The sequence below is a fragment of the Alcaligenes aquatilis genome, assembly GCF_003076515.1.
GTDB classification, from domain to species: Bacteria; Pseudomonadota; Gammaproteobacteria; order Burkholderiales; family Burkholderiaceae_B; genus Alcaligenes; species Alcaligenes aquatilis.
This window is the reverse complement of sequence record NZ_CP022390.1, coordinates 3,360,574-3,375,975: the sequence shown is the minus strand read 5'-3', so window position 1 is coordinate 3,375,975 and position 15,402 is coordinate 3,360,574. Positions and strand designations below refer to the sequence as shown.

Below are 15,402 nucleotides of genomic sequence, written 5' to 3'. Positions count from 1 at the left end.
CGTTGACAGATGATTGATTTGCAAGGAAGAAAACGGGTCCTAGAATGAAGGCGTCAATCTAAAAACCACCTTCAGAGACAGATTCTTATGAAAACCTACCGCATCGGCCAGATCGTTCCCAGCTCCAACACCACCATGGAAACCGAGATTCCTGCCATGTTGCAGGCTCGTTACGCTGAGTTTCCTGAAGAGCGTTTCACCTTCCACTCCTCGCGCATGCGCATGATGCACGTGAACCCCGAAGAGCTGAAAGCCATGGATATCGCCAGCGACCGCTGCGCCGTTGAACTGAGCGACGCCCGCATGAGCGTGATGGCCTACGCTTGCCTGGTTGCCATCATGGCCCAAGGCGACGGCTACCACCGCGTCTCGCAAGCCCGTCTGCAAAACACCGTTAAAGAAAACGGCGTGGAAATTCCTGTGCTGAGCTCGGCCGGTGCCCTGGTCGATACGCTGAAAGAATTCGGCTACAAGAAAGTCTCCATCATCACCCCTTACATGAAACCGCTGACCAAGCGCGTGGCCGACTACATCGAAGCTGAAGGCATCGAAGTTCAGGACTCCATTAGCCTGGAAGTGTCGGACAACCTGGAAGTGGGTCTGTTGAACCCGGAAAACCTGCTGGAGCACGTCAAGCGCCTGAACCACGACGGCGTGGACGCAGTCATTCTGTCCGCTTGCGTACAGATGCCTTCCCTGCCTGCTATCCAGCGCGCTCAAGACCAGATCGGCAAACCCGTTCTGTCTGCTGCTGTTTGCACCGTGTACCAAATGCTCAAGACCCTGGGTCTGGAAACCCGCGTTCCTAACGCTGGCCACATCCTGTCGGGTGCCAAGCCACAAGCCTAATCAAACCGGCTTAGCAGTACACAGCCCTGCCAACCTTGCGTTGGCAGGGCTTTTTTATGCTTAGACGTCATCAAAGCGTGCGGTAAAAAATGCAGTTATGTCGAATCATAAACAAATGCCAAACCACAAATGGCTGTTCGTTATCGATACAGGCTGATAACACCCTTTGCCACGACATCCATATGGGCATAGATGTAGACGCGAAGTAGCCATATAGATATAGCCTAGGGCGATGATTCTCTACGCTGTCACAGTGACCTCATGTGCAGACAAGCAAAAAAAAACGATATGATGCCTGCATGAAACTGGACCTGCTGACCCTCAAACTGTTTGTCCGAATACTGGAAGAAGGCACGATCAGCCAAGCGGCAGAGCGTGAGCATATTGCTGCTGCCGCAGTCAGCCGCCGGATTGCGGATCTGGAACAATCTCTGAATACAACACTGCTGCTACGCACCAACAAAGGCGTCAGCCCGACCGCAGCAGGCCTGGAACTGCTGTACCGTTCACGTGCCTTGCTCAATAGCGCGCAAGAGATCGAAACACGTCTGCAAGCCTATTCACAGGGTCAACAAGGCCTGGTGCATATCCTGGCCAACACATCGGCTATCTCTCAGTTTCTGGCCGAGCCGCTAGGTGCGTTTGGCCGCCTGCACCCTGCTATCCCCCTGCAACTGGAAGAACAAACCAGCCTGGACATTATCCGGGCCCTTGCTGAAGGCAAAGCCGACCTGGGCGTGTTTACCCGTCTGCCCTACGCAGCCGACATAGAAGCCTACCCGTTTCGCAGTGACAAACTGGTGGTGCTGGTGCCTATCCAACACCCCTTGGCTCAGCATGAGAAAATCCGCTTCGAGCAAACGCTGGAGCATGAGCAAATCACGCTGCTGACCGGCACGCAGTTGCATTACCAGATCACCAAAATCGCCATGGAGGCCAACCGCTCCGTACGCATTCGCACCGAAGTGTCGGGCTACGACGCCATGTGTCTGTTGATTAATGCAGGCATGGGTATCGGCATCTTGCCGCGCAAGAGCGCCAGCATTTATCAGATCCCTAATACGCGCGTGATTGAACTGGACGAAGCATGGAGCCAGCGAGAAATTCTGATCGGTGTGCGCCGCCGCAGTGACCTGCAACCCAGCGCCGAAACCTTACTGAGTTTTCTACTGGAAAGCGCTGCTTAACGACAAACCTCGCTGCGACAGCCACAATCAACTACAAGGCAGGCATGCCAAGCGGTTCCCAAGCCAAAGACGTTTGGCATTTGGTTCTTGGCATGCCAGTTGCTACTCAATACGCCGCACCCGGCTGGGCCACAGGCACCGCTACCTCATCCTTGAACTGAGCCAGCAAAGCCGTTGCCGCCTGTCGCAACAACACCGCATCCACGCCTACGGCCACAAACAAGGCCCCCAAGGACAGATAGTGATGCGCTGCCTCGACATTCGCCTGCAAGATTCCGGGGGCCTTACCCGCCTTGCTGATACGCACAATCGCATCCTCGATCGCTGACAAGACTTCTGGATGTCCTGGTTCAGTCAAATACCCCATGCTGGCTGCCAAATCTGCCGGGCCAATAAACACACCGTCCACGCCCTCCACCGCCAGGATGTCGTCCAGGTTATCCAGCGCCTCACGCGTTTCCACCTGGCAAATCACGCACATTTCCTGGTTAGCTCGCGCTACATAGTCCGTGGTCGCCCCCCAGCGAGCAGCTCGCGCCAAGGCCGCCCCCACTCCTCGAATACCATGCGGAGGATAACGTGTCGCAGCAACAGCTGCTTTGGCCTGTTCAGCGTTTTGCACCATGGGAATCAACAGATTCTGAGCCCCCATATCCAGCAGCAGCTTGATCTGCACGGGGTCATTCCAACTAGGGCGAACAATCGGCGCGATGGGATGAGCCGAGACCGCCTGCAACTGCGCCAGCAAGGTCTGTACCGTATTGGGGACATGCTCGCCATCCAGCAAAATCCAGTCGTAGCCCAGGCCAGCACAGAGGTCCGCCACATAAGGGCTGGCCAAACCATGCCACAAACCGATCTGGGACCTGCCCTGTCGCAAAGCCTGCTTGAATGCGTTTACCGGGTGCTTCATGTCCTCTCCTTGTCATGTGCTTAGGCGTCAAACAAGCAGTGTAAAGCGCACAAAGCAGAAGTGAACATGAGTGCTGACTATTTTGAGCAAGGGCATCATCATGCATCGCCCTCAGACACGAACAGGCAAAAGAAACGGCCCACTGCATGGGCCGTATGTCTTATTGCATTGGCTAACGAGATTACAAGGCCTGACCGACCTCTTTCACCAATTCCCCAAATCGAGGAGTCGTCCGATCTCGCGGACGCGGCAGGTCTACCTCTATCCGGGCGCTGACACCGGCCGGGCTGCCACCCAGAACGATAATAGTATCGGCCAAAAAGACAGCCTCATCAATATCGTGCGTCACGAACAGAACCGCTGCCGAACTGCGCTGCCACACCTGAACCAGTTCGTCCTGCAAGGCTTGACGGGTCAGGGCATCGACCGCAGAAAAAGGCTCGTCCATCAAGAGCAAATCCGGCTGCACCGCCAAGGCACGGGCGATACCGACTCGCTGCACCTGACCACCCGAGAGCTGATGCGGCCAACGGTCTTTCAAATGCACCAAACCTACCTGATTCAAAGCTGCGTCAACGCGCTGATCGCGCTCTTCACGCGACAGGCCCAAACCTTCCAGACCATACGCCACATTCGAGGCAATACGCCGCCAAGGCAAGAGACGGCTGTCCTGAAAGACAAAAGCATTGGCTCGGCGACCGGGGCTATCGTGCAGATTGGAGCGCAAATGCCCAAAGCTGGGCCGACTCAAACCAGCAGCCGCGCGTAACAAAGTGCTTTTGCCGACACCGGAGCCACCCACAATCGCCACAAAGTGTCCTGCCTGAACGTCCAGATTCACATCGCGGATTACAGGAGCAGACGCACCGGGATACTGAAAACCAAACCCCTGGAACTGAATCAAGGCTGCCACTGAAGTACCCATTTGTTGAAAGCCAGAAAAAGCATGTCGCACACGGTGTAGACCACCGAGATAATCAGCATGTAGACCACAACCGCATCGTAAGCCCCCACCCCTGCAGCGGCATTCATTTCCTGACCCATGCCAGGCACACCCAGCAATTCAGCCGCAATCAGCGTCATCCATGCCTGGCCAATACCGGCACGCACACCGCTTAACAAGCCGGGGCTGATCGCTGGCAAAACCACCGTCCAGGCACGAGCAAAATAGGAGTTATGCCCAAAAGCTGCAGCCAGCTCGTAATAGCGAGGATCGACCGAGCGCACCGCACTGTAAGTGGCAAAGTAATTCAGCCAGAACACACCGATTGCAATCACAAAGGCTGCGCCAGTATGGCTGACCTTGAACCAGGCAATGGCAAACACCACCCACGCCAAGGGCGGAATAGGACGCAGCAAACGAACCAAATAAGCTTGCAGCAAATCAAAGCGATGAATAGTTGCCGCCGCCAGCCCGAACGCAATGCCCAAGAAAGTGCCTACGCCCAAGCCCCAGAAATAGTGCACCAGACTGGACTGAGCAGCAGGCCAGAGACGACCGGATTCAATCTCCTGGAACAAGGCCGAGGGCAGACTCAAGGGATCAGGTAAGGTGCCGCGCGGAGCCCAGCCATAGACATAAGCCAGGCGCCACACCACGATGAACAAGGCCAAACCGGCGACCCCGTAGACAACCCGCTCCAGACCACGACGCCACAAAGCATCACCCCAGGCAAGCGCAGGTGCTGGTGTCGCGGCGGGCAAACTGGCTTGTTTTGCAACGCTCATTACGGTGCTGCCTTCTCATAAAAGCGAACGTCAAACAGGCTTTGAACATCATCCAGCTTGGTCGCCAGTGTGCCTAAAGAAACCTGGAAATCCTGCAGCTGAACTGTGCCGTCAATAATCTTGTGAGGGTCTGGCTGGAATTGATCGCGCGAACGCTCGATAGCGGCCTGCACAATGTCTTTAGGCAAGCGGCCACCGCCTACATACTTCTGAACATAAGGCGTTGCCTTGGCAGGTTCGTCGCGCAGCATGGCCGTGGCACGCAGGTGAGCATTTACCAAGTGCTGAACCAGATCAGGATGGGACTTGATCAAACCCTCACGCACCAACAGCACCGAGCCAGGCTCATTGGGAAACAACTGACTGCCGTGGGCCACGATTTTGGCATCAGGCTGACGCTGTAGAATCTGGCTGACCGTAGGCTCCAGGATGGCTGCGGCATCAACAGCATGATTGCTGAGCGCCTGCTGAATCTGGGCCTCACCTTGGTAAATAACCTCGACCACATCCGGGTCGACTTTCAGCATATTGCGCAGCCAATATTGCAACGCAGCCTCTGGCACCGCTCCTTTGGGGTAACTGGCAACCTTGGGCTTGTGTCCCTTCTCCTGAGTGAACTTGGCTACCGCCGCTGCAAAATCCGGCTTGTCGGCATCCAGGTAAGCAGCCAAATCGCCAATAGCCACCACACTGACCTGCTCCACGATATTGGAGGCGACCACTTTGACGTCGGCCTCTTTAGCCCTGGCCACCAAAGCGGGGCCAATCCCCACATAGGCTACGTCCAACTGACCAGCGATCAGAGCTTGAGTCAGCGCAGGACCGCTTTGAAACTGGACCAGCTTGGGCTCCGGTTGTCCCTGCGGCAATAAGTCGCCAGACCCTAAGCCCACGAACAGTTGAGCCGCAGGCATGATAGGCAAATAGCCAATCTCCAGCGCTTGCTCGGCAGCCTGTGCGGAGAAGGAGACGGAAAGAGCAAGAAGGCTGGGGGCTAAATAACGGAAAAACATAAAGATCTCGTGAAACAGGCGAAAACTGAAGCTTAAACCTGTTGGGGAGACGCATCTTTATTTGTTTATAGCTTCAAGAAATAACAAACCTTGCTAGTCGCAGGGAACACTCGCTATATTTATTGATCGCCTACATATAGAAATAATATTCAAGGCGTGCCAAAGGTCATCCCATGCAGTGTTTTTAATCACTTGCTCATGTCGCCATGCCCCCGCGCTCCGAACATCACATCGCCCTGATTGTCCCTTACTACAACGAAGAGGCGGCAATCGCCACTGTCATACAAGACTTCCAGAGAGCCCTCCCGGCTATCTCCATTTATGTTTTTGACAACAACTCACGTATCGGAGGACTCAGGAAGCAGCCCGCTTAGCCGGCGCTACGGTATTTCAAGTACAGAATAAGGGTAAAAGCACTGTCGTGCGCCGGCTCCCGACGGCCATATTGGCCACGGACCCAGCCATTGTTAGCCTGTTGATGTTCGTGGCCGGGATAATGCTGGACTCACCGACTCGTGCGCGCCGGTAAAAGCGACGCTTCTCTTCTCTCGCCGTTCCATTGCACAGGACACCCAAGCGCGATGCCAAGGCTTAAGGAACTGTTTTTTCCAGATTCGCCGACGCAGCAGGCTTTCTGATCGACAATGCAGTGCTGTATGAGCTAAAAAACGCCATGAGTCGTTACCTGAGACGCGCAGTCTCGTTTCTGAGCGCAGGGCTGGGAACATAGCTCATAAATCGAAACCTGACCTTCCAGCACCGCTAATCCCAGTTGTCTTTAAGTCAAAAACTCATCCGTTACTTGACGATGATGCTGTTGGGCAGCACCGTGCTGAACCTAGCCGTTTTCTATCCAGGCATTGGCACGCCGGATTCGCTATCGCAACTGGCGCAGGCCAACAACTACAGCGACTGGCATCCTGCACTCATGGCCTGGTTGTAGCGGCTTACCAATTTCATTGGTCCCGACCATGCCAGCTTGCTGGGGCGGCTGCCCTTCATCTTGGGCATCAGCAGCCTCATATGGAAGGACATGGACACCACCTATTTTCTGAGACTGACGGCGACACTGCTGCAGAAGCGAGATTACGCCGCTGCGGGCATCTTCTGGATCTGCGCGCTTATTGCAGTGCGCTATCGCTACAATACGGCCCTGTCCATCTTTCCCCTGCTCTACCTATTCTTCCATATACGCTTTCGGCGTCTGGCCTGGCCGCTGCTGGTCATTTCCGCCATCGTCATGGTGGCCGTCTAAGCCGCTGTCCAAGTGTTCAATTCGAGCATGCTCCAAACACACAAGGACAATCCTTCCATTATCATCCTGGCGGACGACATGCCCCATCTTTCCATCACACAACAAGAGCCTCTGATCCTTGGCCTAAGCCTGAACCGACTGCAGGCCAGTTACAGCACGTCCATCAATGACAATTACTTCCGCCTGCACGACAAAACATTGAGCCTGTCGGCCATTATCAACCAGCTGTCCTACCTGCTAGTAGCCAACGCTCCTTCCTTCCGCAATTTCTATTAATCAGTTCTGGTTGGTTGCGTCGGCGGTGTGGTCCTGGCGCACTCACTACTACGATTAAGTGGTGGAAATAACACCAGATAGAAGCATCAACGGTATCATGCGGGGAAGAGCTTCTTGTGGGTATGCTGACCGCCTGCATACCGGGATTTCAATGACAGAAATGGCTTCTCAATCACACCAAATGTAAGCATAGAAAATAAAACAATACAGGGGATAGTCAAAAAAGCCGACTGGACAATCACATCCAACATATCGTTTGACGCTAAGCCAACTGTAGCCCAATGATCGCGTGTGAAGGGAATGATAACGTAATGCATGCAATACATGGAAAAGCTCAATTGTCCCAGCCGCGCTAAGCTAAGATCCAATGACACAGGTATATGGAAATTGGCGTGTGCATAGGCAACGATCAAAAACGCCCACATCAGTGCTTCCACAGTTGGCCACAGAGCCATGAACCAGGATTGATCAATACCAATCAGCCCTTCATTTCCGGCAAAAATACTGATCACCACTGCAGCACACCCTAACGAGGCCAATAGCCAGGCTGGGGAGATCTTCTTATTGTCCATGAAACGCTTAACAAGATACGCCACCAGCATGCCGACCATGAATTGATCGATTCTTCCCAAAAGAGTGATGTAGGACACATTAGTCACTGAGCCCATGCTCTTCCACAACAAAATTTTGAAAAAAACAGTCACCGACAGTAGCGCCAATGCAAAACCGACACCTTTCTCTTCCAGGAATCTCACCAGAAAAGGGAATATCAGATAAAACTGCAGCTCAACCGCCACCGTCCAAAGATGTCCGAAAAACGGTAACTTCACATCCTGCAGTGTATTTACAAAGGGAAAAAATAAACTTAAAGCCTGTGTAAAGGTGTAATCAAGCCGCCACCCGCACAACATGACTATGACACAAAGCAAATAAAGAGGATAAATTCTGAGAATTCTATTTTTTATAAAATCAAAATACTTAACCTGCTTACCATAAGCGATGCTGGTCAACAAATAACCACTCAAAACCATAAAAAGACCCACACCCATATGCCCCTGCTCCACCAATCCCATAAAAGGATTATAGGTACTGTGCCCCAAACCAAAATTATCGGTAAAGGTATGATAGAAAATCACCATAGAAGCAGCCAAGAAACGAAGATGGTCCAATCTTGAAACATACTTCATATTCTTTGAGTGTATAGGTCGATCCACCACCACTTCAAGGATTCGATCGCGGCGCAAAATCAACTGCAGAACAACAGTGACCAACAGCAAAGTAGCAAAAAAAACACTGGCAACAAAGGGCAGATAAATAGAATGGGCTCGCAGTATCAACTCATGTGGACGAACTGTCAACCTGGCCTCGTTCTTACTATATAGGTCAAGAATCATGGCTTGATCACCCGCACTGATCTTAACCTTGCCTGACCAACCCTGCCTTATGAACGTGAGGCCCTCGGAGGCCGCCGGCAAGTCAAACACCAAAGGCGTGAAAGGCTCTTGATAGGCCACCATCTGTGGGCCGCGAATATCCCATCCAGGAGCGTTTTCAGGCGTTACGCCGACAGGGGTATCCAGCCAAACCTCTTTAGACTGTGACTTAGGTGAACTTTCTCCCAAAGCCTGCACGGAAATCCGGATAGGCGCATCCCCGTACACCACCACGCTAAGCCTAGGGAGCAAAAATATAGTCAAAAGATAGGCAATCGGCAGCGCAATAAAAAGCGCCCACAAAAAACGCTCAAAAAAAGGAAAACGCTGAGATGTCATATCTAATTAAAAAGAGAAATCCGATTTAGAAATAGAATCACAAAAATCTATAAAAATAGACTTTATGGTCAATACCTTAACCGATAAAACGCTCAAACAAACGCTCAAAGCTTTTTACTTTCTTGGACCAATCCCATTCCTGGATTCTCTTCAACCCATCCTGCGATATGCTCTGCGCTTCCGCCGCACCACCCCGATAAAATATCCGCAAGCGCTCTTTCAGAGCCTCTACACTGCGTTCAGGCAGTATCAAGGCAAATGGATCGTCACCTAATACCTGTGGAACCACGCCCACATTCGTCGTTATAACGGGCACACCACACGCCATGGCCTCGAGTACAGGGTTTGGCGTACCTTCTATCTTCGATGGACATACATATACATCCAATTTAGCGTAATAGGCAGGCATGTCCTTGTGAGCGATAAACCCTTGTTGACGATCGGCCAACTCCAGACGAATATCCAGGCCCTCCTGCTGAAGCTGCTCGACAGCGGGCTTCAAAATTGAATGAAACCCTTTGAAATCCTCGCCAGCCCCTGCCGCCCACTTTGAGTTCCCTGCCCAACCGATAACAAGAGTACGCTTACCCAAGGAGTCAAAGCGCTCAAGATTCACAGGTCCAAACAAACCCAAATCCACGCCATCCTCCGCCAGTTCAACTGGCGCCGGATAAACATCAATATCGTTATAGATATCCAGCAGGCGTTGAGAGCTGACGGTATATCCCTTGCACAAATCATTGAACAGCTGGATGCGTGCTTGAATTTCATCGTCTGTTAAAAACAGATGATCGTAGACCGATGTTGTGATGACGCGGTTATAAACGTACTTCTCGATAAACTCGCCAGGAGCAAACCCTAGCAAGCGCGCATAACCTTGGGCAAACTCGTGTCGGACAAGATTCAAATATTCACGCCAGAAAAAGTGGGTAACAGCACAATCAGCGGTCATGATCAAAATCTGGGCGATGTTGTCCACCACTTCCGTCGGAATGATCTGAAAGTCGTAGCGGTGCCCCAAGTGCTTGACGATTTGCCGGGCAATATTGGCAAATGCCCAGTTGTCCGAGTCAACGATCAATGCGATCTTGGGCTTGCCCAGAACGTAGCCGGGTGCAACAGCAGGCTCAGCAACCTGCTCATTGCCCTCCAGATGAGTTCCGGCTGAAATATCCAATGAGCGATGCTTGTCCTCCAGCCAGAACTCCACCCCAGTGGACCAGAACTGAAAGCCATGCTTGCGTTGCAGGTGCAAAGCGGCCTGATGCAGGATATCCCTTGTAAAACGGGTTCGTTCGTAAGCAACGTCTTCCGTCGTAACCGGCTTGGGGTGATCATGGACCAATGCAACGGCACCACTGGCTCCGACTTTGACACCTTCCTGAAACAATCGTATGGAAAAATCTATATCTTCAAAGCCAATAAACATGGCTTCGTCGTACCCCCCTTTTTTCAGGAAGGACTGCTTCTTCAAGACACACGCACCGCCAAACAAAAAGGTGGACAGAAACCCTTGCCCATCAAAATCCGCTGTTTCAACTTGAGGCGTCGCGCTGCCGGCACCCACGTGAACATGCTCGTCATCAAAGCTGACGTAAATATTGCCGCCCTTGGCAAACAGCGTTTTGCCGTCTGGATTGAGCAAAGGCAAGCTCATAAAGTGGCACCCCAATACTTCGAGGTCACTTTGAATGCGCGGCAACGGGTTACGAACGAAGTAGATATCATTGTCCAAGAACATGATCCACTCGGTCTCGACGTGCTCGATCGTCCTGTTGCGTCCGCCACTGACGCCGTAGTTCTTGCCCAGCTCAACAATTTTTATATCCAAATCAAGCTGTTCTGAAATGGCGCGCAGCTTGTTCAGCTCCTCTTTTTCTGAACCATTATCAATGATCAGAACTTTTCCCTTATATCCGGGGATCATGGAGCAAATCGATTGCATCAACTTTTCTGACAATGACACCCGATTCATCGACAAAAAAGTAATTGTCAGATTTTCCCCGTTAAGTCCGATATTTGCGCCGCCCTTGCCAATCAGATCCTTGTTAAGCAAGCGGTGATTAGGCTCATATACATACGGAATCGCGGCCAGGCCCCCAACCAGATTTAATTTGTTGTCCATCCAGCTTACCTTTTGAAAGCACGCACGCACTTGATCACTGCACGACGCAGTGACTCGGGAACTTTGTCGCTAATACGGCGATAGCGCCAATACCCCGTCTGCATCTCGCTGACTGTGCCTTCCAAAAGGCATATCTTGTCCCACAATCCATTGATGTTTTCACGGATGAGCTTGTTCTCAGACTGAACCGCTGCCAACAATAGTGTCTTGTTGCGCACCTCGCGATTCTCCTGCTCTAACTCCTGAACTATCTTATCTAGGTCTTGCTCCAGCTCCTTACAACGCAGGGCTAAAGCGTCCTTCTCGCTGACTTCATCATTCAGAGCAAATTTCAGGCTTTTCACAGAATCATAAGCCAAGGCATCAAACATACGGGCGTACGCATCCATTCCTACGCCGAAATAAGCAGCCCCGTAGGAAAACCCCTGTGCATTCCAGATCCCCATGAAATAACTGCTGTTTTGCGCACCCAATGGCTCCAGTTCGTCGTTTTCAACGACAAACGATGCACCAACCTGATTTGCCTTCATCCACGAATCATATAAAGGCTCGAACTCTTTTTTCTCTAGTGGAGCAGTCCCAAAGCCGAACACAGCAGAGCCAACTCCCCAATGCACATTATTGCCCAGGACCTTGGTGCTAACAGCTTGAAACTCTTCAAGACGGTACTTGCGCAGATGGAAAGGATTCGCTTGGTCTGGCTGAGGATAGTACCAATGATCATTCGGGCAGGAGATCAAGAACACTGCGTCTGGTTTGGCCGCTCGCTTCAGTGCGATCAAATAGGTTTCATCATCTGTGACATGTTCAATGGTCTCAATCGAGACCACGACATCGAACGTACCAGGCTCGAAGAGTTCTTCCAAACGGGTGACATCTGCCTGAATGTATTCAGCCTTGGAATCGGCGAACACTTTCTGACTTTTAGCCACAGCTTCGGCCGAGATATCAACACCCACAACCCGCTTGGCGCCTGCTCGCATCATCAAAGCCGAACCATAGCCCTCGCCGCATGCAATATCGAGCACCACCTTATCTTTAACGAAAGGCAGGATGCTGGCGTAGCGCGCCAAATGAATCGTCGACTCCTGCGTCGAATGCTCGGGACGGGCAGACAGATCTAAGCGTTCCATAATTTATTTTTCAAGTTAGTGAATGCGTGTCGTCTTCTTCAGCCAACCTAAGCCTCGAAAGAAACATGTTATTTAACAGATGGGTAGAGTCTACAGCTCATGCATTGCAGAGCTCTTGCAGCAAACCGTCCATTTTCTGTCGGAATAAAGCGTTATAGTTTGCCCGATGCTGTGATAAAAGGCTCACAATCTCATCTCGATGCGCCAACACCAGATCAATACGCGCAGCAATCGCCGTCGGATTATCCACCTTTGGCTCAACCAGCAACTCCCCCAGCCGCTCTGAGACAGCCGAATACACGTCGCCAGCCGGACCGACAATGCACGGCACTCCCAATGCCCAGCTTTCTAGCGCAGTCATGGGAGAACACTCCGTGTTGGTGACATAGAGATTCAAATCTTGTTGAGCGATCAACTGCAAGAAGTTGGGGCGCGGCATGTGGGGATAATGCCGTATCGCCTTGATGCCCAGATTCATATGTCGTACATCATCCTCATGCAGATTGGTGTTCAATACAACATCTGGCCGCCCAGCCACAGCAAGCAATTGAACGTACGGATTCTTATACCAAGAGCTGATTGCCGAAAAGAGACCGATCTGAACGATAGGATCTCTGCCCTGACTCTGCTGATGGCTAACAGACAAGTCCGGCACTGGATTGAAGATATCCCAAGCTCGAATGCCGATGCGCTCCAACGCCAGGTGCAGCCCCAGCTTGACCGTCACCATTCCCTGAATCGTCCCATTGCGATAAGCGGTATGCCACATCTGAAAATGTGCCGCCTGCCCCTTATCCACCCATTGCGCTGGCGAACCATGCCACATGAAGAACTGACGAATCTGGGGGTTCAATTGATGCAGACGCTGCGCCAACGCCAAATGCAATACCGATCCACCGCTATACACTAACGGCGCCCGGAGCTTCTCGGCCAGCAGAGCAGCCAGCTTATCCAGATAGGAATGGCTTTCCAGCTCAGGAAACTCGGAGTCAAAGTAGGGAAAGCGCAATACCTGTTCCCCAAACAAAGACTCGGTCGAGGCCGCCACGCCTTTCCACATTGGCGCATACACAACCAACGGTTTATCCGCTGGCCAATCCTGTAGCTGCTCTTGGTAAGACAAACCAATACGTTCATAATCCGGTACACCCTGCTGGATGCCACCATGCAAGACTCGGTTATAAAAGCCGGCGAAGTGCGGCGACAAGCGGTTCAAGCGCTCGACAAGTCCAAAACGCTTGGCTACCCGAACCCCTGACCTCAGGGCCGTAACGATCAGTCGACGAACTGCACTGCCCGTCGCGGCCTTGGCAATAGCTTGCTTGCGCGCCAATCCCTGCTCTTGATGCCGCGCATAAGCTGAATTCAAAAACTGTGCCCATTTTCCTAACAAGGGGCTGCCTGGGCCAAAAACTTCTTGATAAGCCCGCCAATTACTTTGTTGGATGAGATTCAACAGCTCGGTCTGTTCACGCAAACTTATCAGAGCCTGCGCAAAAGAATCCGCATTACGAGCACAAATCAATTGTTGTTGAATCTCAGGCAGCACGTCCGGAGCAATGCCTACCGGCGTTGTCACCACAGCGCAACCACGGGACATCGCCTCGATCAAGGTCAGAGGCGTTCCTTCTTTTTCAGAGGCAATCAGCAGAACATCCGCCCTTTCCAGCTCCAACAAGATCGTTTCATGTGAGACCTTTTGCTCTGCCGAATCAAAACACACAAACTCCACATCGGGATATCGAGCCTGCACCTGCCTCAACACGGGACGAATGACGGAGTCCAAACCTTTGTAATCAACAAAACCCGCATATTCCCCCCACTTCGAGTTTCCGGACCACAGGACGCGCAATCTGCCCACCCCTGCTTTCGTAGGAAAGGTTGTCGGGGCCGCAACGTCGGGCCAATCGAAGATCACGCCATCCGGATCACGGATCAGTGGGTCACGAGCATAAATATCAAATAAATCGTGACAAGTCGTGAAGTAACCGTCGACAAAATCAAATAAGGTCGCACGGGCCGCCAGCTCATGGCTGCTTGAATATAGGTAGTCGGGGATATGCGTGGTAAAGGCGTGACGGCAGAACGCAAAAAAGGCGTCACTTTGCCCAGCAACAGTTTTCAGGATGAGATCCAGATGCTCCCGGAAAAAAAAGTGCACCAGGTCCAGCTCTTGCCCATTCACATGCTTGACGAACGCGTTGGGATCGTCGAAGTCTTCCCAATAAATGATTTCGCACGTATCCATCAAGGGCGTCAACCTGGCTTGCATAGAACGGGCAATCGTATCGAAGGCCCAGCCACGGATGTCCACAACAAAAGCCATCTTGCGCGGCTTTACCACTACATCGCCCGTTACAGATGATGCGGCAGCCGGCGAATCAACGCCAACGCTCATTTCTGCTCCAAGTAATCCGAATATGCTTTAAGTCCTTGAGCAACATCTCCGATGAACTTCAAATGACCGCCTTCAAGCCACATGACTTTATTGCACATCTCGGAAATCACCGCTCCGGAATGAGAGGCAATAAACACAATATTGGCTTTGTCCTGAAACGCTTTCAAGCGTGCGTTAGCCTTTTCCAGAAAAGCGGCATCACCAACGCCGATAACCTCGTCCAGTAGCAGCAACTCGGCCTCAACCGCCGTAGAAATGGCAAAGGCCAGGCGGATGCGCATGCCCGACGAGTAGGCACGAATGGGAAGATGCAGGTAGTCGCCTAAGCTGGTGAACTCGGCGATTTCGGCCGTCTTGGCCTCGACTTCTTCGGGCGACATGCCCAGCAGCATGCCGCGCAACTTGATATTCTGATAGCCTGTCATGGAGTCATCCATGCCCAAGCCCATTTCCAATAGAGCGACCGCTTTGCCCTGAACCTCTAGATGCCCGGCCGAAGGCTCATAGATACCTGCGAGCACACGGAGCAAAGTGGACTTGCCCGACCCGTTCGATCCTATCAGCCCCACCCGATCGCCATCACCGAATTCGAAGCTGACGTCCTGCAGGGCTCGTACCACCGTGATGCCATTGTCGCCCGCTCCGATCCGACCCGAGGCCAGCTTGTTAAGCATACGCATTTTCATGGAACGGCCGCTCAGTTCGTAGACCGGCATCTCCACAACCAGATTCTGTGCTTTGATATAAGACATT

Annotated in this window: 14 protein-coding genes; 5 read left to right on the top strand and 9 right to left on the bottom strand. The window is 52.2% G+C overall.

Features of this window, described 5'->3' with window-relative positions:
• Nucleotides 1–87: 87 nt before the first annotated feature.
• Nucleotides 88–849 carry a maleate cis-trans isomerase family protein gene (locus CA948_RS15450; protein ID WP_042486802.1) on the top strand — a complete coding sequence of 254 codons (762 nt, stop codon included), beginning with the start codon at nucleotides 88–90 and terminating at the stop codon, nucleotides 847–849.
• Nucleotides 850–1,148: 299 nt separating this feature from the next.
• Nucleotides 1,149–2,036, top strand: coding sequence for a LysR family transcriptional regulator (locus CA948_RS15445; protein WP_108728471.1), 888 nt, complete (start codon nucleotides 1,149–1,151; stop codon nucleotides 2,034–2,036).
• Between the two features lie 106 nt (nucleotides 2,037–2,142).
• Here CA948_RS15445 and hpaI read toward each other — a convergent pair whose 3' ends face one another.
• The 4 genes from hpaI to CA948_RS15425 all read right to left on the bottom strand — a co-directional run bounded on the left by hpaI (nucleotide 2,143) and on the right by CA948_RS15425 (nucleotide 5,690).
• The gene (gene hpaI / locus CA948_RS15440; RefSeq protein ID WP_108728470.1) at nucleotides 2,143–2,949 is read right to left on the bottom strand and encodes a 4-hydroxy-2-oxoheptanedioate aldolase; all 807 of its coding nucleotides are present in this window, start codon (nucleotides 2,947–2,949) and stop codon (nucleotides 2,143–2,145) included.
• Nucleotides 2,950–3,130: 181 nt separating this feature from the next.
• Nucleotides 3,131–3,874, bottom strand: coding sequence for an ABC transporter ATP-binding protein (locus CA948_RS15435; protein WP_238988610.1), 744 nt, complete (start codon nucleotides 3,872–3,874; stop codon nucleotides 3,131–3,133).
• The gene (locus CA948_RS15430; protein WP_203226725.1) at nucleotides 3,850–4,677 is read right to left on the bottom strand and encodes an ABC transporter permease; all 828 of its coding nucleotides are present in this window, start codon (nucleotides 4,675–4,677) and stop codon (nucleotides 3,850–3,852) included. The genes CA948_RS15435 and CA948_RS15430 overlap by 25 nt, the downstream gene beginning before the upstream one ends.
• The gene (locus tag CA948_RS15425; protein ID WP_108728469.1) at nucleotides 4,677–5,690 is read right to left on the bottom strand and encodes an ABC transporter substrate-binding protein; all 1,014 of its coding nucleotides are present in this window, start codon (nucleotides 5,688–5,690) and stop codon (nucleotides 4,677–4,679) included. Before CA948_RS15425 ends, CA948_RS15430 begins: the two co-directional genes overlap by 1 nt.
• 808 nt (nucleotides 5,691–6,498) lie before the next feature.
• Here CA948_RS15425 and CA948_RS17870 point away from each other — a divergent pair.
• From CA948_RS17870 to CA948_RS15415, 3 genes are all read left to right on the top strand, one after another.
• Complete coding sequence (locus tag CA948_RS17870) at nucleotides 6,499–6,633, top strand: hypothetical protein (protein ID WP_275263379.1); 135 nt, start codon at nucleotides 6,499–6,501, stop codon at nucleotides 6,631–6,633.
• Nucleotides 6,634–6,723: 90 nt separating this feature from the next.
• Nucleotides 6,724–6,945, top strand: coding sequence for a hypothetical protein (locus CA948_RS15420; protein ID WP_108728468.1), 222 nt, complete (start codon nucleotides 6,724–6,726; stop codon nucleotides 6,943–6,945).
• Nucleotides 6,946–6,972: 27 nt separating this feature from the next.
• Nucleotides 6,973–7,221 (top strand): hypothetical protein, encoded by a 249-nt coding sequence (locus CA948_RS15415; protein WP_108728467.1) that lies wholly within the window; start codon nucleotides 6,973–6,975, stop codon nucleotides 7,219–7,221.
• Nucleotides 7,222–7,316: 95 nt separating this feature from the next.
• On the opposite strand, the gene CA948_RS15410 is transcribed toward CA948_RS15415, so the two are convergent.
• The 5 genes from CA948_RS15410 to CA948_RS15390 all read right to left on the bottom strand — a co-directional run bounded on the left by CA948_RS15410 (nucleotide 7,317) and on the right by CA948_RS15390 (nucleotide 15,401).
• On the bottom strand, nucleotides 7,317–8,993 hold the full coding sequence (locus CA948_RS15410; protein ID WP_108728466.1) for an acyltransferase family protein: 1,677 nt from the start codon (nucleotides 8,991–8,993) through the stop codon (nucleotides 7,317–7,319).
• Between the two features lie 76 nt (nucleotides 8,994–9,069).
• The gene (locus CA948_RS15405; protein WP_108728465.1) at nucleotides 9,070–11,118 is read right to left on the bottom strand and encodes a glycosyltransferase; all 2,049 of its coding nucleotides are present in this window, start codon (nucleotides 11,116–11,118) and stop codon (nucleotides 9,070–9,072) included.
• Nucleotides 11,119–11,123: 5 nt separating this feature from the next.
• Nucleotides 11,124–12,251: a class I SAM-dependent methyltransferase gene (locus tag CA948_RS15400; protein WP_108728464.1), complete on the bottom strand. Its 1,128-nt coding sequence runs from the start codon at nucleotides 12,249–12,251 to the stop codon at nucleotides 11,124–11,126.
• A gap of 97 nt (nucleotides 12,252–12,348) precedes the next feature.
• Nucleotides 12,349–14,649 (bottom strand): glycosyltransferase, encoded by a 2,301-nt coding sequence (locus CA948_RS15395; RefSeq protein WP_108728463.1) that lies wholly within the window; start codon nucleotides 14,647–14,649, stop codon nucleotides 12,349–12,351.
• Nucleotides 14,646–15,401: an ABC transporter ATP-binding protein gene (locus CA948_RS15390; RefSeq protein ID WP_108728462.1), complete on the bottom strand. Its 756-nt coding sequence runs from the start codon at nucleotides 15,399–15,401 to the stop codon at nucleotides 14,646–14,648. Before CA948_RS15390 ends, CA948_RS15395 begins: the two co-directional genes overlap by 4 nt.
• Between the last annotated feature and the right edge of the window lies 1 nt (nucleotide 15,402).